Origin of the sequence: Nonomuraea roseoviolacea subsp. carminata (assembly GCF_024172185.1) — a bacterium.
In the GTDB taxonomy this organism is placed as follows: Bacteria; Actinomycetota; Actinomycetes; order Streptosporangiales; family Streptosporangiaceae; genus Nonomuraea; species Nonomuraea roseoviolacea.
Genome location: NZ_JAMZEC010000001.1, coordinates 8,200,956 through 8,221,364 on the forward strand (window position 1 = coordinate 8,200,956; position 20,409 = coordinate 8,221,364).

Here is a 20,409-nt window from a genome sequence, read left to right on the forward strand (position 1 = left end):
GTGATATGTTCTCCTCTGTGTCGACGTGCGAGGAGAACGGAGAGGCCGTGGGCGGCGAGCCCGGCCCGGCGAGCGCGCCGCGAGCCCGCGCCGCCGGCGTGAGCGTCACCGACCTGACCCTGGCGCTGGAGGAGTTCACCCGGATGTTCATCCGGCTGCCGTCGGTGCAGCGGCTGAGCTTCACGACGCTGTCGGTGCTGCACACGCTGGCCGGCCGCGGCCCGCAGCGGCTGACCGCGCTGGCCGCCGGCGAGCAGGTCACGCAGCCCGCCATGACGCAGATGGTGACCAAGCTGCAGCGCGACGGCCTGGTGGAGCGCCGGGCCGACCCGTCCGACAACCGCGCCGTCCTCGTGCACCTCACCGCGGCGGGCGCCGCCGTCGTGCGGGGGCGCCGCGCCGACCGCGTCGCGCACCTCGCCGAGCTCGCCGCCCACCTGACGCCGGGGGAGCAGGCCGCGATCACGGCGGCCCTGCCGGCCCTCAGGCGCCTGGTGGAGGCCGACCGGCGCCGGCAACGGGAAAGCCGGCAACAGGAGAAAGGACCATGATGACGCCGCTGCGACCGACCCCCATCCACGTACCCGACGAGGTGCTGGCCGACCTGCGGCGGCGCCTGGAGCTGACCCGCTGGCCCGATGACGCGGGCAACGAGGACGGCTTCTACGGCGTCCCCCGCGCCTACCTGCGCCCGCTCGTCGAGTACTGGCTCGACGGCTACGACTGGCGCAGGGCGGAGGCCGCGATCAACGCCTACGAGCACTACCACGTCGAGGTCGAGGGCGTGCCGGTGCACTTCATGCGCAGGCCCGGGGTGGGGCCCGCGCCGACGCCGCTGATCCTCACGCACGGCTGGCCCTGGACGTTCTGGCACTGGTCCAAGGTCGTCGACCCGCTGGCCGACCCGGGCGCCCACGGCGGCGACCCGGCCGAGGCGTTCGAGGTGATCGTCCCGTCGTTCCCGGGCTTCGGCTTCTCCAGCCCGCTGCCCGGACGCCCGGACATGAACTTCTGGAAGGTCGCCGACGTGTGGCACACCCTCATGACCGAGGTGCTCGGTCACGAGAGGTACGGGGCGGCGGGCTGCGACGTGGGCGCCCTGGTCACCGGGCAGCTCGGCCACAAGTACGCCGGCGAGCTGCACGCCATCCACATCGGTTCCGGGCAGAAGCTCACCCTGTTCAACGGCGACCGGGCCTGGGACCTCAGCGGCGGCCAGCCCATCCCCGAGGGCCTGCCCGCCGACGTCCACGCCCGCATCGTCGCGCTGGACAGGCGCTTCGCCGTCCACCTGGCCGCGCACGTGCTCGCCCCGAGCACCCTGTCCTACGGCCTGACCGACTCGCCGGCCGGGATGCTCGCCTGGATCCTGGAACGCTGGATGAAGTGGAGCGACAACGGCGGCGACGTCGAGACCGTCTTCAGCCGCGACGACCTGCTCACCCACGCCATGATCTTCTGGGTGACCAACTCGATCAGCACCTCGATCCGCACCTACGCCAACAACAACCGCTACCCCTGGACCCCCTCCCACCCCCGCCGGCCGGCCGTCGAGGCGCCCACCGGCCTCACCCTCGTCGGCTACGAGAACCCGCCCGGCGTCACGACCGACCGGCGCGTCGAGCACTTCCTGGGCAGCGACCGGGCCGGCTGGTACAACCTGGTCAACGTCGCCGCCCACGACCGCGGCGGCCACTTCATCCCGTGGGAGATCCCCGACGCGTGGGTGGATGACCTGCGGCGGACCTTCCGCGGCCGGCGCTGACCCCTGGCCCCTGGCCTCTCCCTGTCCGGCCGGTCGGCCGGGCATCCCCTTGACGAAGGAGCCCTCATGCCCGCTTACGCCCTGGCCCACCAGTTCCCCCCGGCCGAGCTGCACGAGGAGGTGTACGCGTACATGGAGCGGGTTCAGGCCACGCTGGACCCGTTCGGCGGCACGTTCCTGGTGCACGGGCAGCCGGTGGAGGTGCGCGAGGGCGACTGGCCCGGCGCGCTGGTGATCATCGAGTTCCCGGCGATCGAGCAGGCCCGGGCCTGGTACGACTCGCCCGCGTACCAGGCCATCGTCCGGATGCGCGCCGATCACATCCCCGGCGTCGTGCTGCTGGTCGACGGGGTCGAGCCGGGGCACGACTCGGCGGCGATGGCGGCCGGGATGCGCGCGGCGGCCCAGGCCGCCGCGCGCACCCGCTGACCCGCCCGGACCGGATCCGGGGTCAGTACAGCCAGACGGCGCCGCGGCGGTGCCGCGCGGGTGCGACGTCGAGCTCCTCGGCCGCCTCGACGGCGAGTCGGCCGCCGGTGGTGGCGTTGACCGCGCGGCGGATCGTCTCCAGTTCGAGCCGCAGCCGCCCGCGCGCCCGGCCCTCCTCGATGCCGGCCTGCCGCGACACCCACCGGTCGCGGAGGTCGGCCCTGGCCCAGGAGTAGACGGCCGCCCTGCTCCGGACGACGGCCGGGCGCGCCCGGCGCCCGGCTCGCCGCCCCTCGCGCAGGCAGGCGGCGCTGTAGCGCAGGTCGACGACCGTCACCGCACGGAAGGGGGCGCCCCGGGGGCCGGCCCCGCCGGGAAGGGGACGACGGATGTGATGAGCGGTGCGCGCCATTCGGATCTCCTCACGGCACCGCCAGGCATCTCCTGGCGTGCCTACGTGAAGCCGGCCGGCCCTGTTGATCGTTTGAGGGTCATGGCCGGACCCTAGCAGCGGCGCCCGTCTCCTCGACCGCGAACAGCGCCGCCGCCCGCGCCGCGGTGTCCTGGGCGCGGCGTCCGGTGCTGAGCAGGGCCAGGGCCACGATGCCGGCGCCGAGGCCGAGCGCCATCCACCACACGCCGCGCACGGCACCGGTGTAGGCGGTCGCGCCGCCGGTCAGGGACGTGCCCGCGACCGTTCCGGCGATGGCGACGCCCAGGGTGGTGCCGGTCTGCCGGCCGGCCGAGGCCAGCGAGGCGGCCACCCCGGCCATCGACCGCGGCATCGCGGAGACCGCCGTGTTGGTGATCGGGGGGTTGACGGCGCCCAGGAAGACGCCGAACAGCAGATAGCCCGCCAGCACGGCCGGCAGCGCGGTGGCGGGCCCGACCCACAGTTGCGCGCCGCCGCCCAGCGCCAGCGCGGCGCCGGAGACCACCAGCGGCAGACGGGGCCCGCGCGTCCCCACCCACCGGCCCGCCCGCGGGGACAGCGCCACGACCAGCAGCCCGACCGGCAGCAGGCACAGCCCGGCGCCGAGCGCCGACATGCCGCGTACCTCCTGCAGGTACTGGGTGGTCACGAACAGGAACGCGCCGAACCCGCACAGGGCGAACACCGCCATCACGATCGCCGCGCTGAACGGCACGCTGCGGAACAGGCGGAGCTCCAGCAGCGGGTCGGCGCGCCGCGGCTCGTAGGCCAGCACGCCCAGCACACCGAGCGCGGCGACGGCGAGCAGGCCGAGGATGACCGGGGACGTCCAGCCGAGCCACCTCGACTCGATGATCGCGTAGACGACGGCGCCCAGGACGACGACCACCAGGATCTGGCCCACCGGGTCGAACCGGCGCGCCCGGGCGGCGCGGGACTCGGGCACGAACAGCGCGGCGGCCACGATGGCGGCGGCCACGACGGGCACGTTGACCCAGAAGACCGAGGGCCAGCCGAAGGCGTCGACCAGCGCGCCGCCGAGGATCGGCCCCAGCGCCAGCGACAGGCCCGACACCGAGCCGAACACGCCGATGGCCCTGGCCCGTTCGGCCGGGACGGTGAAGGTGTTCGCGATGATCGCCATCGCGACCGGGTTGAGCATCGTCCCGCCGGCGGCCTGCAGGGCGCGCGCCGCGATGAGCCAGCCGACGCTCGGCGCCAGGCCGCACAGCAGCGACCCGACCCCGAAGGCGGCCAGGCCCGCCTGGAAGACGCGGCGGCGGCCGACCCGGTCGGCGGTGGAGCCGGCCAGCACCAGGAATCCGGCCAGGACCAGGGTGTAGGCGTCGACCGTCCATTGCAGGTCCGGCACCGAGGCGTGCAGGTCGCGGCGGATGGCCGGCAGCGCGACGTTGACGATGGAGATGTCCATGACGACGACGGCGATGGCGGCGCAGCAGATGACGAGCACCAGGAAGGGCCGGCGTCCGGCGGACTCGCCGGGCACCGGTGGCGGCAGCGGAGGAGAACTCATGACCATCGACGCTAGGATTTAGAGCGTGCTCGAAGTCAATGCGCTGCCCGGACCGGGCTCGGCCGGCCGCGGCCTGGACGGCGGAGTTCACGCGGACGCCGTCCCCGCGGACGCGGCGCAGGAGGGGCTGAGCATCGCCGAGGCCGCCCGCCGTACCGGGGTCAGCGTGCACACGTTGCGTTACTACGAACGCGCCGGCCTGGTCGTCACCCCCGTCGACCGCACCGCCGGCGGCCGGCGCCGCTACCGGCAGCTCGACCTCGACTGGATCACCGTCTGCACCAGGCTGCGGGCCACCGGCATGCCGATCAGGGCCATCCGCCGCTACGCCGAGCTGGTGGCGGCGGGGCGCGGCAACGAGGAGCAGCGGCTGGCCCTGCTGGAGGCTCACCGCGCCGAGGTGGTCGCGCGGCTGGCCGAGCTGCGGGAGAACCTCACGCTCATCGACCGCAAGATCGGCGTCTACCGGGGGCGGCTCGCCGCCGGCGACGCGGACCGGCTGTGGGCGCCGCGTCCCCAGGACGGCGCCCGCTGAGCGACGCTCCCCGCGCTCACGCGCCGGGGAGCAGGGGAGGCGCGGACGGGGTCAGCGGAACTCGGTGGTGACCTTGGCCGGGTCCGGCGCCTTGACCGACACCTTCGCGCCCCACCCGCTGTAGCGGGTGTCCACGCCGATCGTGGCGCTGCGGCCGTTCTCCGTCGCCGTGTACGAGCTCCGCAGGCTGCTCGCCAGGCCCTCGCGGGTGAGGGTGAGGGTGTAGGAGACCTTCGTGCCGTCGAACGACTTGTCCGCCTTGGCGCCCGCCCACCAGGGCGAGACCTGCTTGAGCTCCTTGAAGGTGATGGTGCCGGTGATGGAGCTGTTCGTCGCCTTCCCGTGCTTGATCAGCGCGGCGAGGGTGGTGGGCTCGGCCGGGTTGATGACCTGGCCGTAGGAGTCGTTCAGCCCGTACCTATTGACCTTGTACCAGGTCTTGCCCTCGGGGAGGACCCTCGGCATGACTCCGCCGTTGTGGTAGGTGGTCCTGCCGATGCCGATGGCGCGCTGCCGCCCGTAGTCCTCGTCGTTCCAGTGGACCTTGATGTCGAACGCGGCGACGCCCTTGCGGTCGAACTGGAAGACGCCCTGGCGGTCCTGGAGCTCCTCCTCGTCGGTGCCGTCGGACCAGGTGACCTTCTCGGTGAAGCGCACGCCGTGCCCGGGGACGAGCTCGGCCTTCAATGCGCTGACGGGGTCCTGGGGCGCCGCGTGCGCGGGGGCGGCGGCCAGGGACAAGGCGGCGGCGCACGCCGCCACCGTCGTGATCGTCTTCTTCATGGTCGGCAATCATGCCGTACGCCGATCATGAAAGATACCGGCCGCCGACCTGGCTGCGGGCGATGAGGCCGAGCACGAGGTCCCTGCTCCGGCCGAAGACGGCGAGCGTGGCGCCGGCGGCGGCCGCGACGGCCTGCCCGTCCGGGGCGACGGGCGGCTCCAGGAGCTGGGCCACGGCGTCGGCGAGGACCGCGTACGGGTCCTCGACGCCGAGCGGCGCGGTGGCCGGGGCGGACATGGCGGTGCCGAACCCGGTGAGCAGGGCGTGCATGGCGTAGCACTGGTCCGGCAGCGGGCGGTCGTGGCGGATCAGGCCGTGGCGGCGCAGGACCGGCATGACGGCCTCGCACAGGGCGCTCGGCTTGAGGCGGGCGAACACGTCGAGGTCGGCGGCCTGTCGCGTGAGCGTCCGCATCAGGTCGGTGTCGCCGTGCTTCAGCCGCGACGCCAGGGGCAGCCGCAGGCCCGCGCCGACCAGCAGCGGCGCCAGACGGCGCGGCAGCACCGTGGCCGGGTCGGCGCCGACGCGGGCGATGATCTCGTCGAGGAACGTCAGCAGCTCGCGCGCGAACAGGCCGAGGATGAGGTCTTCCTTGGCCGCCCAGTACAGGTAGACGGTGCCCTTGCCGACGCCGGCCGCGTGGGCGATCTCGCTGACCGTGACCTTGCGCACGCCGTGGTCGAGCACGAGCTCGCGCGCGCTGTCCAGGATGCGGGCGGCTTTGCGCGAGTGGTGCTCGATCAGCTGGCTCACTGGTGTCGTCCCCCGTCGTCGGTGTTGGCCGCATGAACGCGCGCGCCGGCGCTCTTCGCCCATGATGTCAGCCGCCTGACCGACGTACTGACCAAAACGGTTCTCTTGGTCAGTCGGCTGGGTTAGGCTCCCGTGCATGGGCGAGGCGCTGAGCGTGGTCGTGACGGGCGGGAACCGCGGCGTCGGGCGGGCGGTGGCGGCCGAGGCCGTCCGACGGGGGCATGAGGTGACGATCCTGGCCCGGCGGGCGGACGAGGGGGCGGCCGCGGCGCGCGAGATCGGGGCACGGCTTGTCGTCGGAGACCTGTCGTGCGTCCGCACGGCGCGCCAGGCCGCCGGGGAGATCGCCGCGGCGGTCCCCGGCATCGACGTGCTCGTCCACAACGCGGCGCTGTGGCCCAGCCGCCGCGTGCTCAACGAGGACGGCTTCGAGCAGGCGTTCTTCACCAACCATCTCGCGCCGTTCCTGCTCAACCATCTGCTGGAGGACCGGCTGCGCCGGGTCGTGCAGGTCAGCGCGGGCCTGTACGTGACGGGAAAGGTGGACCCCGAGCGGACCCCGGCGGGCGAGGACTTCCATCCCATGAGGACCTACGCCGGCACCAAGCTGGCCAACCTGCTGATGGTCCCGCTGTTCGCCGAGCGGTGGAGGCAGGCCGGGGTGACGATCGACGCGGTGCACCCCGGCGTCCTGCGGACCGGGCTCGGCGACCGCGGCGGGGTCCTCGGGCTGGTCCTGAAGGCGGTCAAGCGGACATGGAAGCCCGCCGAGCACGCCGCCCCGACCGTGGTGGACCTGCTGGCGGCGGAGGGGACGGGCCGGTACTTCGAGGAGTCCGAGCAGGTCCCGTTGCGGCCGCCGGCCCTGGACGCCGCCCTGGCGCGCCGGCTGTGGGACGACGCCGCCCGGGCCCTGGACATCGCCTGACGCTCCACGGTGAGGCGGCGCGGGGGCGACGGCGTAGACTTCGGCCGGTGAACCTCCTCTTCCGCCAGGTGGGACCTTCACCATGAGACCGGTGGACCTGGCGCGCGAGCACGGCCTGTCCACCCAGGCGATCAGGAACTACGAGGACGCCGGCATCCTGCCGGCCGCCGAACGCACCGCCCACGGCTACCGCACCTACACGCCCCTGCACGCGCAGGCCCTGCGCGCGTTCCTCGCCCTGGTCGCCGGGCACGGCCACCAGACGGCGACGTCGATCATGCAGGCGGTCAACCGGGACGCCACCGACGACGCGCTGCGGATCATCGACGAGAGCCACGCCCAGCTCCTGGACGACCGCCGCACCCTCCTGGCCGTCGAGGCCGCGCTGCGCGACCTGGCGCCCGTGCCGCAGGAGCGCGGCGACACGTTCATCGGCCCGCTGGCCAGGAGGCTGGGCATCCGCCCGGCCACGTTGCGCAAGTGGGAGCGTTCCGGGCTGGTCCGGCCGCGCCGCGACCCGCAGACCGGCTACCGGGTCTACGGCGCGGCCGACGTGCGCGACGTCCGGCTGGCCCACCAGCTCAGGCGCGGCGGCTACCTGCTGGAGCAGATCGCCCCGCTGATCGGGCAGGTCCGCTCGGCCGGGGGTGTCGCGCCGCTGGAGTCGACGCTGCGTGAGTGGGGCGAGCGGCTCTCGGCGCGGGGCCGCGCCATGCTCGCCGGCGCCGCCGCCCTGGACGCCTACCTCGACTGCCGCCCGGCCCCGAGCCCGCGCGGCGAGTGATCGCGCGGCGAGTGATCGCGGGGCGTCACTCGCCCCGGCCGTGGCCGCGGACGGCATCCTGCGCGGCTTCGGGTTCTGGGCCGCCCGGGGTTTCGAGCGCTGGGCCGCGGCGGGTGTCGGGTCCCGGGTCCCGCCAGGCCGAGGGCGTGTGTCCGCGGGCGCGCCGGAACGCCACACTGAACGCGAACGGATCCTGGTAGCCGACCCTGCGGGCCACGGCGGCGACGCTGTGCCGGCCGTCGCGGAGCAGGTCGGCCGCGAGGGTCATGCGCCAGTCGGTGAGATAGCCCAGCGGCGGCCGGCCGACCAGGTCGGCGAAGCGCCGGGCGAAGGCGGCGCGGGACATGCCGACCTTGGCGGCCAGCGCGGCGACCGTCCACCGATGGGCGGGGTCCTCGTGCAGCAGGCGCAGCGCCTCGCCGATCGCCGGATCGCCCAGCGCCCGGTACCAGGCGGGCGGCGTCGCCTCCGGCCTGGTGCACCAGGCGCGCAACGCGATCACGAGCACCAGGTCCAGGAGCCGGGCGAGGACCGCGTCCTGGCCCGGCTCGTCGCGGGCGGCCTCGGCGGACAGCAGGTCGAGCGCGGTGCGGGTGCGCGGCCCGGCGGGGACGACGGCCAGCGGCGGAAGCAGGCCGAGCAGGCGGGCGGCCACGTCGCCGTGCAGCTCGTACGCGCCGCGCAGCATGACGGTGACCCCCGGCATGCCGATCTCCTCCACGTCGGCCCCGTTCGGAGACATGTCGGCGCCGCCGCCGTACGTGCGGGGGGCCGGCATCGGACGGACCGGCGCCGGCGCGCCCGTGGGGAGGTGCTTGCGCCCGTCCCGGATCACGAACTCGGGTGAGGTCGCCGGGTCGTCGGCGATCGTGTACCCGCCGGGGGCGGTGATGAGGGCGATGTCACCCGCGGCCAGGCGGGTGGGTGCGCCGCCGGCGACCCGGATCGCGGCGTGGCCGCCGAGCGTGGCCGCGACCGTGAGCGGCGGCGCGTCGGCGTAGGTGACGCCCCATGGCGGCCGCCGGATCAGCCGCCTGACCAGGGCGTTCTGCGCGCGGGCCCGGTTCAGGAGGTCGGTCAGCACGTCCACCCGCCCAGCGTAGACGATCGCAAAGGCATTTCAGACATTCACCCATGGATCGTCTGTGGGCGATGGAGTTGACTGAGCCGCATGACGAAATCCATCGCAGTGTTCGGAACCGGTCCGGGTGTCGGCCAGGCCGTCGCCCGCCGCTACGGCAAGGAGGGGTACGAGGTCGTCCTGGTCGCCCGCCGCCGGGAGCCTCTGGAGGCGCTCGCCCGGGAGTTGACGGCCGGCGGCGTCACGGCGCACGTGGTCACCGCCGACCTGGCCCGGACCGGCGACGTCCCGGCGCTCGCCGCGCGGATCCGCGCGTGCGTCGGCGACCCCACGGCCTTCTACTACGGCCCGGCCTCCGCGGGCCCCATGTTCGTCCCCGCCGTCGGCCTCACCCCCGAGCTGCTCCGGGAACGCATGCCGATCACGATGGACACGCTCCTGGCCCTGGTCCGGGAGTTCCTGCCCGCCATGGTCGAGCGGGGCGACGGCGCGATCCTCAGCGCCCAGGGGGCCGCCGCCGTCCGGGGCCGGCCGAACATGAGCGGCTGGCCCACGGTCCTGGCAGCCCAGCGCAACTACCTCCAGTCGCTGGCGGCCGAGGTCGCCGGCAAGGGCGTCCATGTGGGCGCGCTCTACATCGGCGCCCGCATCGCCGGCACCCCTGTCGAGGCCGACTACGAGCGCCGCCGCGCCCAGGGCGAACCGGTGCCGGACATGCCGGCCGCCGACCCCGCCGAGCTGGCGGACATCCTCTGGGACATGCACACCAGGCGGGACCGCCACGAGACCGTCGTCCCGGCGGGTCTGCTGGACGGATGACGGATCACGTGGATCCGTGAGGATGCCCGGCCGCGCACGCTGCCGTGGCTCGGGTCGTACCCGAAGGTGTGACCGCGGCAGGGCACGATCACCCGGCCGCTGAGATCCGGGGGACGGCGGCCGGTGCGCCTCGCTGGTGGTGGGCGAGCGGAAAGCCGCGACGTCCAGCGAGTCGCTTGCACGAGCGTGACCGCCACCCCGCGGAGCGCGGCTCGCGGGCCGGGCCGACGGTCCTGCCGGGCTCGGGGCGGGCGGTGAGGTCAGTAGGCGAGCTCTCCGATGCCGCCATCGACGCGCAGGACGGTGCCCGCGGTGTACGCGGACTCGTCGGAAGCGAGGTAGACGGCCGCCTTCGCCAGCTCGGTGGCGGTGCCGATGCGATGCAGCGGCACGGTCTGCCGGAGTTCGTCGTAGATCGCGGCCTGCCGCTCGGGGCCGAGCGAGGCGAACGCGTCCGTGAAGGTCGGCCCCGGGCTGAGCCCGTTGACCCGGATGCCCCGATCCCTCAGCTCATAGGTCAGTCCGCGGGAGAACGACAGCAGGCCCGCCTTGGCGGCGCCGTAGACCGCCGCGTTCTCGTGCCCGATGTACGCGGAGACGGAGCCGACGAGGATGACCGAGGCTTGCCGTGACAAGAGCGGCAGCAATGCTCTGATCAGGAAGAACGGTCCCTTGAGATTGGTGGCGACGAGCCTGTCGAACGCCTCCGGAGCCCGGAACGGGTTGCGGATCCTATGGTCGCGCCTCGCGGCCGGCCTGGGCACGATGGGGCGGGCGGTTCCCGGGGACGGCGGCCGGAGGGGTGCGCGGCCGTAGGCGCTCTCCCTGCGGTCCGAACATGATCAGATACTCCACCGGTCCGCCGAGTCCGGCGTTCGCCACCCCGTGCGGGGTGCGCGTGTCGAACTCGGCGACGTCCCCGGGGGTCAGGACGAGATCTTGGCCGCCGAGCGCGAGCCACAGCCGCCCGTACAGGACGCACAGCCACTCGTAGCCGTCGTGGGAGACCTGACGGGGCCGCGCGGGCGGGTCCTGGAGGGCGGGCAGGACGTGCTTGTGGGCGTGCAGGCCGCCGACGTACCGGGTCAACGGCAGCACCACCTTGTCATCCCCGAAGCTCAGCGGCGCCGTGGCCCGCGGCTCGGCCGGGCGGGCGCGCGCGGTGCCGGCCAGCTCGTCCAGGGAGACGCCGTACTCCTTCGACAGCTGCAGCAGCGCCTCCAGGGTGGGCTTGCGCCGGCCGGTCTCCATCCGGGACAGCGTGCTGGCCGAGATGCCGGTCGCGCAGCTGACACCGGCGAGCGTCGCGCCGTGGTGCTCGCGCGCGGCCCGCAACCGGGGTCCCATCGCGGCCAGCGTGCCGTCCACGTCGTCGCCTGCCACCTTCGCCGCTCCTTCCCGCCATGCCGCTCCACCGCTCTGTCCTGTGAGTTTGCCAGAATGGCAACGCTGATCGCGTCGGGCGGGTGCCGCGCCGCATGATCGATGGGTAACGCCTCCGCCCGCGAACCGAGGAGAAGCCCATGCAGCCCGAGCCGACCGCCGAGCTCCGCCACCGCACCGTCGAGGCCCCGGCCGGGCGCCTGCACCTGGTCGAGCAGGGCACCGGCCCGCTGGTCCTGCTCGTGCACGGCTTCCCCGAGTCCTGGTACTCCTGGCGCCGCCAGCTCCCGGCCCTCGCCGCGGCCGGCCACCGGGCGGTGGCGATCGACGTGCGTGGCTACGGCCGCTCCTCCAAGCCGGAGGCGGCCGACGCCTACCGGATGCTCGACCTGGTGGAGGACAACGTCGCCGTTGTGCGCGCCCTCGGCGAGGAGAACGCGGTGGTCGTCGGCCACGACTGGGGCTCCAACATCGCCTCCGCCTCCGCCCTGCTCCACCCCGAGGTCTTCCGCGCCGTCGCCCTGCTGAGCGTCCCCTACGCGCCGCCCGGCGGCCCCCGCCCCACCGACGTCTTCGGCCGGATCGGCGGGCCCGAGCAGGAGTTCTACGTCTCCTACTTCCAGACGCCCGGGCGCGCCGAGGCGGAGATCGAGCCCGACGTCCGGGGCTGGCTCGCGGGCTTCTACGCGGCTCTGTCCGCCGACACCATGCCCGCCCAGGGCGAGCCCGACCCGCACTTCGTCGCCCGCGACGGCGGCCGGCTGCGTGACCGCTTCCCCACAGGGGTCCTCCCGGCCTGGCTGGGCGAGGACGACCTCGACGTCTACGCCGGGGAGTTCGAGCGTACGGGGATCACCGGCGCACTCAACCGCTACCGCAACATGGACCGGGACTGGGAGGACCTCGCCCCGCACCGCGGAGCCCCGATCAAGCAGCCGTCCCTGTTCATCGGCGGCGCCCTGGACGCCTCCACCACCTGGATGTCCGACGCCATCGACGCCTACCCCACCACCCTCCCCGGCCTGTCGGCCTCCCACCTCCTGGACGGCTGCGGCCACTGGATCCAGCAGGAGCGCCCCGACGAGGTCAACCGCCTGCTGACCGACTGGCTCGCCACCCTCCGGGACTGAACCAGGCGGGCCGGCCGCGTCCGGCACGCACCACATCCCGGGGCCAGGCCCTTCCCCTGCCCGATCACCCGCCGCCCGGATCGCCGACCGCGGCCGCCGCTATCTGCCCGCCGGTCTCCTTCACCACCTCGTGGACGGTTCCGTCGACGCCGAAGGTGAGGAAGCGGTCGAAGCCGGCGGGGGTGCGGCCGTGCAGGTCGGGCCGGGCGTGGGTCTGCGCGACGTGGCCGGGCGCCACCCGGGCGCCCAGCCGGGCGGACCGCTGTGCCGTACGGAGGGGAGCGCGCCGTCCGCCGCCTCGGCCGGTGCGGCGGGATCAGGCCAGATGGCGGGTGAAGAAGCGCACCGCGTCGTCGGCCTCGAAGGCCGGGACGTCCTCGTGCTTGCCGGGGTTGGCGTGCAGCGTCTTGTCGCCCGAGGCCAGGGCGTCGAACAGCGCCAGCGCGTCCGCGCGCGGGACCCGCTCGTCGTCCCACTGCACCAGGAACTGCACGGGAACGGTCACCCGCGCGGCGGCCTCGGCCGAGGCCAGGGACGTGCCGCTCAACCCCAGCACCGCCGCGCGGACACGCGGCTCGGCGGCGACCAGCGGAATGCCGAGGGCGCAGCCCAGCGACATGCCCCAGTAACCCACCGGACCGAGATCGCCGAGCGCGTCCAGGACCGAGCGCCATTCCGGGACGGTCTGGGCGGCCAGCAGCGTGTGGAGTTCGGCCAGGAGGGGGAGCGGGTCGCCGGCGCCGGCCATGCGCTCCCGCATCTCGGTGATGACGCGCTCGTGTTCGGCGCTCTTGGGGCGGCCGCCGTGAGCGGGGGCGTCGATGGCCGCCGCCGCGAACCCGCACTCGGCCGCCAGCCGGACGGCGCGGGCCGTCACGCCGGGGGCCAGCTTGTGCTGTCCGCCGCCGTGCCCGATGAGGACCAGGGCGCCGGGTTCGGCTCCGTCCGGCGTCCACAGCACGCCGGGGATCTCGCCGAAGGTGAAGGATCGTTCGGTGACGCCGTCGGCCGACGTCCGGGTGGTGAAGCGCATCTGCGTCTCAAGCCTTTCGGGATGGGGCTTGCGCGGGCGCTCCCTAGGCCATGCGAGGGAGGGAGCTCCGACCTGTCACAGCGTTGATCGGTCTCACCTCCTCCGGTTCGATGCGGTGCACGGCGCCGCTGAAGCTATCACATGGCGGGTCCGCGGCGTCGGCCTCGACAGGGGCCACGAATCGAGTCCGTGCTCCAGGGGGACGGCGGGCGCAGCACGCGCGTCCGGTTCAGCCCAGGTCGAGGCGGGCGAGTTCGGTGCGGGTGGTGACGCCGAGCTTGGGGAAGGCGCGGTACAGGTGGTGGCTGACGGTCTTGGGGCTGAGGAACAGCTGCGCGGCGATCTCCCGGTTGGTGACGCCCGTGGCCGCCAGGCGTACCACCTGCAACTCCTGTGGTGAGAGCGCGGCGGCCAGGTCGGGGGCGGCTCGCGTCACCGTCTCGCCCGCCGCGCGCAGCTCGGCGCGCGCCCGCTCGGCCCAGGGGGCGGCGCCGGCGCGTTCGAAGGTCTCCAGCGCCGAGCGCAGCCGGGTCCGCGACTCGCTCTTGCGGCGGGCGCGGCGCAGCCACTCGCCGTGCAACAGGTCGGTGCGCGCCCGTTCGAACGGCCGGTTCGCCTCGGCGTGCGCCCGCGCGGCCCGCTCCCAGTGCTGCTCGGCCGCCTGCTCGTCGTCGGCGAGCAGGGCGCGGCAGCGGTGCAGGACGGCCCGCGCCCACGGATGGCCGGCCGCCGTCGCCCAGGACTCGAAGCGGGCGAGCGGCTCGGCGGCGCGGCCCGGCAGGCCCAGCCGTACGGCGGCCTCGATCTGGTCGGGAGCGAAGTAGAAGGGCATGATCTGGTGCCGCAGCGGCCCGCGGGCGGCGGCCTCGAACCGTTCCAGCGCGACCTCGAAGCGGCCCTGCCCGAGCTCCAGCAGCCCGAGCGCCCACTCGGCCCAGCCGACGATCGTCGCCACCGGATGGGTGCTGACGTGCGCGATCGTCCGCTCGGCCAGCTCGCGGCAGTCGGGTTCGCGGCCCTCGACGGCGGCCACCATGGCCAGGACGCTGTCGAAGTGCGCGATGCGGTGCGTCTGGCCGATGTCGCCCGCCAGGCGGCGGCCCTCGGTCGCGGTGGTGCGGGCGTCGCGGAACCGCCCGAGGTACATCTGGTGGATCGCCAGCACCGCCTGGCCGAGCGGCAGCAGCCCGATGAGGCCGTCGGCGCGGCATTCCCCGATCACCGAGTGGGCGATGGCCAGCCCGTTGTCGAAGTCGCCCGAGATCCCGGCCAGCGAGCAGATGTGGATCCGCAGCGCGGCCAGGCCGGAGGGGATGGCCGCGGCCACGGCGATGAGCTCGCGAAACGGCGGCAGCGCCCGGTCCAGGTCGCCGGCCAGGAAGTCGGCCATCGCGCGGGCCGCCCCGACGAACCCGTCGAGCCCGTCCTGCGGCGTCAGTGGCAGCGCCGCCAGCCGGGCCGCGGAGTCGCCGACGGCCGCCGGGTCGCTGAGGTACCAGGCGTTGCGCACCGCGTCGAGCAGCAGCAGCGCCGCGCCCTTGCGGTCCGGCTCCGCGATGGAGGCGGCGCCGTCGAGCAGGATCCGGTGGGCGTCGTGGACCGCGCCGCGGTCGAAGGCGATCCGGCCGCGCAGCCCCGCCAGGCGGGCGAGGGTCAGCGGGTCGTCGCCGATGCGCCGGGCCTGCTCGGCCAGGACCTGGGCGTGCTCCAGGTCGCCGGCGTCGGCGGCGGACTCGGCCGCCAGGGCCAGCCGCCGGGCGCGTTCGGCCAGGGCGGGGGTGAGCCGGGCGGCCCGTTCCAGGGCGGCGGCGGCCGCGGCGTGGCCGGCGCGTTCGCGGGCGCGGCCCGCCGCCTGTTCGAGCGCGGCGGCGATCGGCTCGTCGCGGCCGGTCACGGCGGCGGCCAGGTGCCAGGCGCGGCGGTCGGCGTCCTGCTCGTCGTCGAGCGCCGCGGCCAGGGCGCGGTGCGCGGCCAGCCGCTCGTCGTAGGCCGCCCGCCGGGCCGCCGCCGTACGCATCAGCGGGTGGCCGAAGGCCAGGCGCCCGCCGGTCGTGGACAGGAAACCGGCGCGCTCGGCCGGGCCCAGGGCGGCGGCGTCGAGCCCCAGCATCCCGGCCGCGCGCAGGACGACGTCGAGATCCCCGGCGTCGTCCAGGGCGGCGACCAGCAGCATCGTCTGGGCGCCCGGCGGCAGGACGGCGATCCGCACCTCGTACGCCTCCTGGATGCGCTCCGGCAGCGGCAGCTCGTCCGGCGCGTGCCGCAACGCCTCCGCCATCCGGGGCAGCTCGATCAGGGCGAGCGGGTTCCCGCCGCTCGCGGCGAGGACCCTGTCGCGTACGGCGGGGCCCAGACCGGGCGTGTGCTCGCGCAGCAGGTCGCCGGCGGCCCGCCGGTCGAGACCTTCCAGCCGCAGCTGCGGCACCCCGTGCGCGGGGAAGGCGTCGCGGGCCGCGAACAGCAGCGCGATCCCTTCCGAGTGCAGCCGCCGGGCCGCGAACAGCAGCGCGTCGGCCGACGGCCGGTCCATCCACTGGGCGTCGTCGATGAGGCACAGCAGCGGGCCGTCCTCGGCCAGCTCGGTGAGCAGGGACAGGGCGGCCAGGCCGATGAGGAAGCGGTCCTCGGGGGCGGCGGCGCGGCCGAAGGCACCCTCCAGCGCCCTGGCCTGCGGCGCGGGCAGCCGGTCGATCCGGTCGAGGGCCGGGCGCAGCAGCAGGTGGAGCGCCGCGAACGGCAGCTCGGCCTCGGTCTCGATGCCGGTGCCGCGCAGCGGCCGCAGGCCGGGCGCCGTGCGGGCGGCGTGGTCGAGGAGCGCGGACTTGCCGATGCCGGGCTCGCCGCGCAGGATCAGGCTGCCGCTGCGGCCGGCCGCGGCCCGCGCGATCAGCGCCGCGATCTCCGCCTGTTCCCGTTCCCGCCCCACCAGCACCATCAGAATGTAGCGTCCCGGCCCTGGACGGGCCGCCAGAGGGCGCACCAGACATTCGTCCGATACCGGGCGGACGGTCCCGATCCCTAGCGTCGTCCTGTGTGAGACGCGGTCCGTACGGAGCCGCGCTCCATGCGCGGATGCCTCGGCCGACTTAGGGAGATAATCGTGGATTTCCTGATCTTTCTGGTGTTATTTGCCGCTTTGTGCGGGTGGCTCGACCAGTGGGCCACCCGCGCCGCCGAGCCCACCTCCGGAAAGGGGCACTGAGATGTTCGTCGGACACTTCGGTCTGGCCGCCGCGGTCAAGGCGTCCCAGCCGCGCGTCCCGCTGTGGTCGCTCATGCTCGCCACGCAGTTCCTGGACGTGGTCTTCGTGGTCCTGTACCTGGCGGGCGGGATCGAGTCCTTCCGCGCCGTCGCCCCGGGCACCTACGGCGAGGCGCTGATCGACGCGAGCTACACCCACTCGCTGCTGGGCGCGCTGCTGCTGTCGGCCCTGTACGGCGGGCTCGGCGCCTGGCGGTGGGGCCGCCGGGCCGGCTGGGTGCTGGGCGCGACGACGTTCAGCCACTGGCTGCTCGACCTGCTCGTCCACCGCGCCGACCTGCCGCTGCTGCCCGGCAACGCCGGCGACCTGCCGCTGCTCGGTCTCGGGCTGTGGCGGGCTCCGTGGGCCACGGCCGTCGTCGAAGGGGTCCTGCTGGTGGCCGGCGCCGTCCTGTACTTCCGCTCGGTACGGCGGCGCGCCCCGATCACCTGGCGCGCCACGCTCTCCGGCGGCGTCATGGCGCTGCTGCTCGTGCTCGGCCTGGCCGTCGACGTCCTCACCTAGGCGCGCCGAGATGTTCGTTGACGTGCCGGGCGGCCGCCTGGCCTACGACAGCGCCGGCCAGGGGCCGCTCGTCGTGTGCGTACCCGGCCTGGGGGACACCCGCGCGGCCTACCGGTCGCTGCGCCCGCCGCTGGTGGAGGCCGGCTACCGGGTGGTGACGACGGACCTGCGCGGCCACGGCGAGTCGTCGGCGGGGTGGGACGACTACTCCCAGGCCGCGGTGGGCGGCGACATCGTGGCCCTGCTGGAGGAGCTGGACGCGCCCGGGGCCGTCCTGCTCGGCAACTCCTACGCCGGGGGCGCGATCATCCACGCCGCCGCCGAGACGCCCGAGCGGGTGGCCGGCGTCGTCCCGATCGACGGATTCGTCAGAGCCGTCCCGCTCAACGTCGCCGTCCGCGCGCTGCTCAGGCTGATCGCCGCGTCCCCGCGGCTGTGGAGCGGCTACTACGCGATGGCGCACCGCACCGCCAAGCCCGCCGACCTGGCCGAGCACCGCGCCCGGCTGGTGGCCATGCTGCGCGACCGGAGCCGGCGCGAGGCGATGCGCGCCATGCTCCTCAACCGCGAGCTCGACGCCGAGCAGGCCGTCGGCCAGGTGCGCTGCCCGGCTCTGGTCCTCATGGGCGGCAAGGACCCCGACTTCCCCGACCCGGCGGCGGAGGCGCGGGCCCAGGCGTCGCTGCTGCGCGGGCAGGCCGTCGTGATGGCGGACGCGGGCCACTACCCGATGTCGGAGTTCCCGGAGCGCACGGCCGAGGCGCTGCTGCCGTTCCTGAAGAACGTCTTCTGACCGTTCCCGAGGGACCCTCGGCGCGTTCTTCGACCCGCACCTGAGGGCGGGAAGCAGCCGCTGCTCGACGGGCCGTCCCCGGCGAACCCCGAGGTCGCCTTCCACAACCCGTAGCCGCCCCGGGCGGCCGTCACCGCGCGGACGGCGTGCTCCGCGCCGGCGCCGTGACGGCCGAGCCCGCCGCGGCCCGCCGCCTCGTGACGCGGCGGCGCCGGCCCGGCAGCGCGAACGTCGGGTTGGCGACGCTCCAGGCGGCGCTCCTGCAGACCAGCTCCTTGTAGACGGCGGCGAGCCGTCCCGTCAGGACGGCCGGCACGGCGCGGTCGTCGGCGGTGACGAACTGGATCAGGCCCTGCTTGCGGCCCAGCGAGACGCACTGGTTGAAGTAGCGCGGCGACGTGTTCGGCAGCTTCCCGCCGGTCAGGCGCGCCGCGATCGCGTCGGCGGCCTGCCAGGCGGTCGGGACGCCCGAGGCGCACGACATCCGCAGCGGCTTGTCGCCGGGGCCCATCGCCAGGGCCGCGTCACCGATGGCGTACACGTCCGGGTGGGAGACCGAGCGCATGGTCGCGTCGACGACGATCTGGCCGGTGCCGCTGACCTCCAGGGCGCTGGCCCGCGCGATCGGGTGGACGGCGAAGCCGGCGGTCCACACGGTGACCTCGGCCGGGATGGCCCTGCCGTCGGCGGTGACGACGCGGTCGGCCTCGACGCCGGTGACGGCGGCGTGCTCGTGCACGGTGATCCCGAGCCCGCCGAGGACCGTCCGCAGGTGGGCGCGGCCCTTGGGCGAGAGCCAGTCGCCGAGGGCGTCGTGGGTGGCGAGGGCGACGCGGAGGTCCGGGCGGGCCTCGGCGATCTCGGTGGCGGCCTCCAGGCCGGTGAGCCCGCCGCCGACGACGACCACGCGGCCTCCGGCGTCGAGGCGGGCCAGGCGCTCGCGCAGCCGCAGCGCTCCGGCGCGGCCGGCGATCTCGTGGGCGTGCTCGGCGGCGCCGGGGACGCTCTGGGGGTTCCAGCCGCTGCCGAGGGCGTAGACGAGGGTGTCGTAGGGGAGCTCTTCGGCGCCGGGAGCGGGCGCGGTCGTCGTGGCGTCGCGCGCGGCGGTGACGGTGACGGTCTTGCGGTCGACGTCGATGCCGGTGACCCGCGCCTGCCTCAGCTCGACGCCGGTGCCCGCGAACATCTCGCCGAACGGCCGCGGCTTGAGGTCCTGGCCGGCGGCGAGCTGGTGCATGCGGACGCGTTCGACGAAGTCGGGCTCGGTGTTGACGAGGGTGATGGCGACGTCCTCGGGGTGCAGCCGCCTGGCGAGGCGGCCGGCGGCGAAGGCCCCGGCGTATCCGGCTCCGAGGACGACGATGCGGTGCCGCATGTGCTTGCTCCTGTCTCGCGGGGGTTCGCCCCTTGAACCGGGCGGCCCGCCGTTTCCTGACAGGTCCGCGGTGTGAGGCGCCTCACACCGCGGTCACCAGGAAGAGGACTCACCAGGAGGAGGACAGCGGCTCTCCGTGCTCGCCGGCCGCCCACTGGGCGGTGGCGCGGGCGAGCTTGTCGGGGTTGACCTGGCTGCGGCACGCGGTGATGCCCTCGGCGCCGACCTCCAGGCACATGACGGCGACGACCCGGCCGTCCACGACGGCCACGACGGCGGGGTCGCCGTTGGCGGTCCAGGCGTAGATCTCGGGTGTGCCGCCGACCATGGCGCGTTTGGCGTCGCTGGGTCTGAACAGGCCCCGCAGGAACGTGGCGACCGCCATGGCGCCCTCGAACGGCTTGACCCGGGCCGGGATCTTCCCGCCGCCGTCGCCCACGGCGATGGCGTCGCCGGCGAGCAGACGGACGAGCGGCTCGGTCCGGCCGCTGGCGGCGGCCACCAGGAACTCCTCGACGACCCGCCGGGCGGCGGCCTCGTCGATCTCGGCACGGGCCTTGCCGTCGGCGACGTGCTTCCTGGCGCGGTGGAAGATCTGCTGGCTGGCGGCCTCGGTGATGTCGAGGATCTCGGCGATCTCCCGGTGCGGGTAGTCGAAGGCCTCCCGCAGCACGTACACGGCGCGCTCGTTGGGGGACAGGCGCTCCATGAGGGTGAGGACGGCGTACGAGACCGAATCGCGCTGCTCGGCGGTCTCGGCGGGGCCGAGCATCGGGTCGCCGGCGAGCAGCGGCTCGGGGAGCCACCGGCCCACGTAGGTCTCGCGCCGCGCCCGCGCGGAGGTGAGCTGGTTGAGGCACAGGTTGGTGAGGACCTTCGTCAGCCAGGCCTCGGGGACCTCGATGCGGTCGACGTCGGCGGCCTGCCAGCGCAGGAACGTCTCCTGCACGGCGTCCTCGGCCTCGCCCGCTGAGCCGAGGAGGCGGTAGGCGATGGCCTCCAGGCGCGGCCTGGACGTCTCGAACCAGGTGACGTCGTCCATGGTCAGGGGCATGGCCCGATCCTAGTCGAAACGATTCCGGA

At 74.6% G+C, this 20,409-nt stretch carries 22 protein-coding genes; 10 read left to right on the top strand and 12 right to left on the bottom strand.

Annotation, left to right across the window (positions count from 1 at the left end):
- Positions 1-5 precede the first annotated feature (5 nt).
- From HD595_RS38025 to HD595_RS38035, 3 genes are all read left to right on the top strand, one after another.
- Positions 6-551: a MarR family winged helix-turn-helix transcriptional regulator gene (locus HD595_RS38025; protein WP_253777821.1), complete on the top strand. Its 546-nt coding sequence runs from the start codon at positions 6-8 to the stop codon at positions 549-551.
- Entirely contained in the window at positions 548-1,765 is a 1,218-nt protein-coding gene (locus tag HD595_RS38030) for an epoxide hydrolase family protein (RefSeq protein ID WP_253777823.1), read from the top strand. The genes HD595_RS38025 and HD595_RS38030 overlap by 4 nt, the downstream gene beginning before the upstream one ends.
- Positions 1,766-1,831: 66 nt before the next feature.
- Positions 1,832-2,194 (top strand): DUF1330 domain-containing protein, encoded by a 363-nt coding sequence (locus HD595_RS38035; protein WP_253777825.1) that lies wholly within the window; start codon positions 1,832-1,834, stop codon positions 2,192-2,194.
- Positions 2,195-2,216: 22 nt separating this feature from the next.
- Here HD595_RS38035 and HD595_RS38040 read toward each other — a convergent pair whose 3' ends face one another.
- Both HD595_RS38040 and HD595_RS38045 read right to left on the bottom strand, forming a co-directional pair.
- Positions 2,217-2,606, bottom strand: a complete 390-nt coding sequence (locus tag HD595_RS38040; protein WP_253777826.1) for a hypothetical protein — start codon at positions 2,604-2,606, stop codon at positions 2,217-2,219.
- 79 nt (positions 2,607-2,685) lie between these two features.
- Positions 2,686-4,161 carry an MFS transporter gene (locus tag HD595_RS38045; protein WP_253777828.1) on the bottom strand — a complete coding sequence of 492 codons (1,476 nt, stop codon included), beginning with the start codon at positions 4,159-4,161 and terminating at the stop codon, positions 2,686-2,688.
- A gap of 25 nt (positions 4,162-4,186) precedes the next feature.
- Here HD595_RS38045 and HD595_RS38050 point away from each other — a divergent pair, with 25 nt between their 5' ends.
- On the top strand, positions 4,187-4,696 hold the full coding sequence (locus HD595_RS38050; RefSeq protein ID WP_308211320.1) for a MerR family transcriptional regulator: 510 nt from the start codon (positions 4,187-4,189) through the stop codon (positions 4,694-4,696).
- Between the two features lie 51 nt (positions 4,697-4,747).
- Here the strand turns inward: HD595_RS38050 and HD595_RS38055 are convergent, their stop codons facing one another.
- Complete coding sequence (locus HD595_RS38055; protein ID WP_253777829.1) at positions 4,748-5,479, bottom strand: hypothetical protein; 732 nt, start codon at positions 5,477-5,479, stop codon at positions 4,748-4,750.
- A gap of 25 nt (positions 5,480-5,504) precedes the next feature.
- Complete coding sequence (locus HD595_RS38060; RefSeq protein ID WP_253777836.1) at positions 5,505-6,233, bottom strand: TetR/AcrR family transcriptional regulator; 729 nt, start codon at positions 6,231-6,233, stop codon at positions 5,505-5,507.
- A gap of 136 nt (positions 6,234-6,369) precedes the next feature.
- On the opposite strand from HD595_RS38060, the gene HD595_RS38065 reads away from it, so the two are divergent.
- Together HD595_RS38065 and HD595_RS38070 are read left to right on the top strand one after the other, a co-directional pair.
- The gene (locus tag HD595_RS38065) at positions 6,370-7,161 is read left to right on the top strand and encodes an SDR family NAD(P)-dependent oxidoreductase (protein ID WP_253777838.1); all 792 of its coding nucleotides are present in this window, start codon (positions 6,370-6,372) and stop codon (positions 7,159-7,161) included.
- Between the two features lie 82 nt (positions 7,162-7,243).
- Entirely contained in the window at positions 7,244-7,945 is a 702-nt protein-coding gene (locus tag HD595_RS38070) for a TioE family transcriptional regulator (protein WP_253777840.1), read from the top strand.
- Positions 7,946-7,970: 25 nt separating this feature from the next.
- On the opposite strand, the gene HD595_RS38075 is transcribed toward HD595_RS38070, so the two are convergent.
- On the bottom strand, positions 7,971-9,035 hold the full coding sequence (locus HD595_RS38075) for an AraC family transcriptional regulator (RefSeq protein WP_253777842.1): 1,065 nt from the start codon (positions 9,033-9,035) through the stop codon (positions 7,971-7,973).
- Between the two features lie 81 nt (positions 9,036-9,116).
- Between HD595_RS38075 and HD595_RS38080 the strand changes: the two genes are divergently transcribed.
- Positions 9,117-9,845, top strand: a complete 729-nt coding sequence (locus tag HD595_RS38080; protein WP_253777844.1) for an SDR family NAD(P)-dependent oxidoreductase — start codon at positions 9,117-9,119, stop codon at positions 9,843-9,845.
- A 260-nt stretch (positions 9,846-10,105) separates the two neighbouring features.
- Here the strand turns inward: HD595_RS38080 and HD595_RS38085 are convergent, their stop codons facing one another.
- Positions 10,106-10,609 (bottom strand): SDR family oxidoreductase, encoded by a 504-nt coding sequence (locus HD595_RS38085; protein WP_253777846.1) that lies wholly within the window; start codon positions 10,607-10,609, stop codon positions 10,106-10,108.
- Entirely contained in the window at positions 10,578-11,228 is a 651-nt protein-coding gene (locus tag HD595_RS38090) for a helix-turn-helix domain-containing protein (RefSeq protein ID WP_253777848.1), read from the bottom strand. Before HD595_RS38090 ends, HD595_RS38085 begins: the two co-directional genes overlap by 32 nt.
- A 140-nt stretch (positions 11,229-11,368) precedes the next feature.
- On the opposite strand from HD595_RS38090, the gene HD595_RS38095 reads away from it, so the two are divergent.
- The gene (locus HD595_RS38095; RefSeq protein ID WP_253777850.1) at positions 11,369-12,358 is read left to right on the top strand and encodes an alpha/beta fold hydrolase; all 990 of its coding nucleotides are present in this window, start codon (positions 11,369-11,371) and stop codon (positions 12,356-12,358) included.
- A 64-nt stretch (positions 12,359-12,422) separates the two neighbouring features.
- Here HD595_RS38095 and HD595_RS38100 read toward each other — a convergent pair whose 3' ends face one another.
- The 3 genes from HD595_RS38100 to HD595_RS38110 all read right to left on the bottom strand — a co-directional run bounded on the left by HD595_RS38100 (position 12,423) and on the right by HD595_RS38110 (position 16,326).
- Positions 12,423-12,596: a hypothetical protein gene (locus HD595_RS38100; protein WP_253777852.1), complete on the bottom strand. Its 174-nt coding sequence runs from the start codon at positions 12,594-12,596 to the stop codon at positions 12,423-12,425.
- Positions 12,597-12,674: 78 nt separating this feature from the next.
- Positions 12,675-13,391: a dienelactone hydrolase family protein gene (locus tag HD595_RS38105; protein ID WP_253777854.1), complete on the bottom strand. Its 717-nt coding sequence runs from the start codon at positions 13,389-13,391 to the stop codon at positions 12,675-12,677.
- A gap of 229 nt (positions 13,392-13,620) precedes the next feature.
- Positions 13,621-16,326: an AAA family ATPase gene (locus HD595_RS38110; RefSeq protein ID WP_253777856.1), complete on the bottom strand. Its 2,706-nt coding sequence runs from the start codon at positions 16,324-16,326 to the stop codon at positions 13,621-13,623.
- A 268-nt stretch (positions 16,327-16,594) separates the two neighbouring features.
- On the opposite strand from HD595_RS38110, the gene HD595_RS38115 reads away from it, so the two are divergent.
- Together HD595_RS38115 and HD595_RS38120 are read left to right on the top strand one after the other, a co-directional pair.
- Entirely contained in the window at positions 16,595-17,158 is a 564-nt protein-coding gene (locus HD595_RS38115) for a permease (RefSeq protein WP_253777857.1), read from the top strand.
- A gap of 10 nt (positions 17,159-17,168) precedes the next feature.
- Positions 17,169-17,951, top strand: a complete 783-nt coding sequence (locus HD595_RS38120) for an alpha/beta fold hydrolase (RefSeq protein WP_253777859.1) — start codon at positions 17,169-17,171, stop codon at positions 17,949-17,951.
- 130 nt (positions 17,952-18,081) lie between these two features.
- Here HD595_RS38120 and HD595_RS38125 read toward each other — a convergent pair whose 3' ends face one another.
- Together HD595_RS38125 and HD595_RS38130 are read right to left on the bottom strand one after the other, a co-directional pair.
- Positions 18,082-19,326 carry an NAD(P)/FAD-dependent oxidoreductase gene (locus HD595_RS38125; RefSeq protein ID WP_253777861.1) on the bottom strand — a complete coding sequence of 415 codons (1,245 nt, stop codon included), beginning with the start codon at positions 19,324-19,326 and terminating at the stop codon, positions 18,082-18,084.
- Between the two features lie 109 nt (positions 19,327-19,435).
- Complete coding sequence (locus HD595_RS38130) at positions 19,436-20,380, bottom strand: RNA polymerase sigma-70 factor (RefSeq protein WP_253777863.1); 945 nt, start codon at positions 20,378-20,380, stop codon at positions 19,436-19,438.
- Between the last annotated feature and the right edge of the window lie 29 nt (positions 20,381-20,409).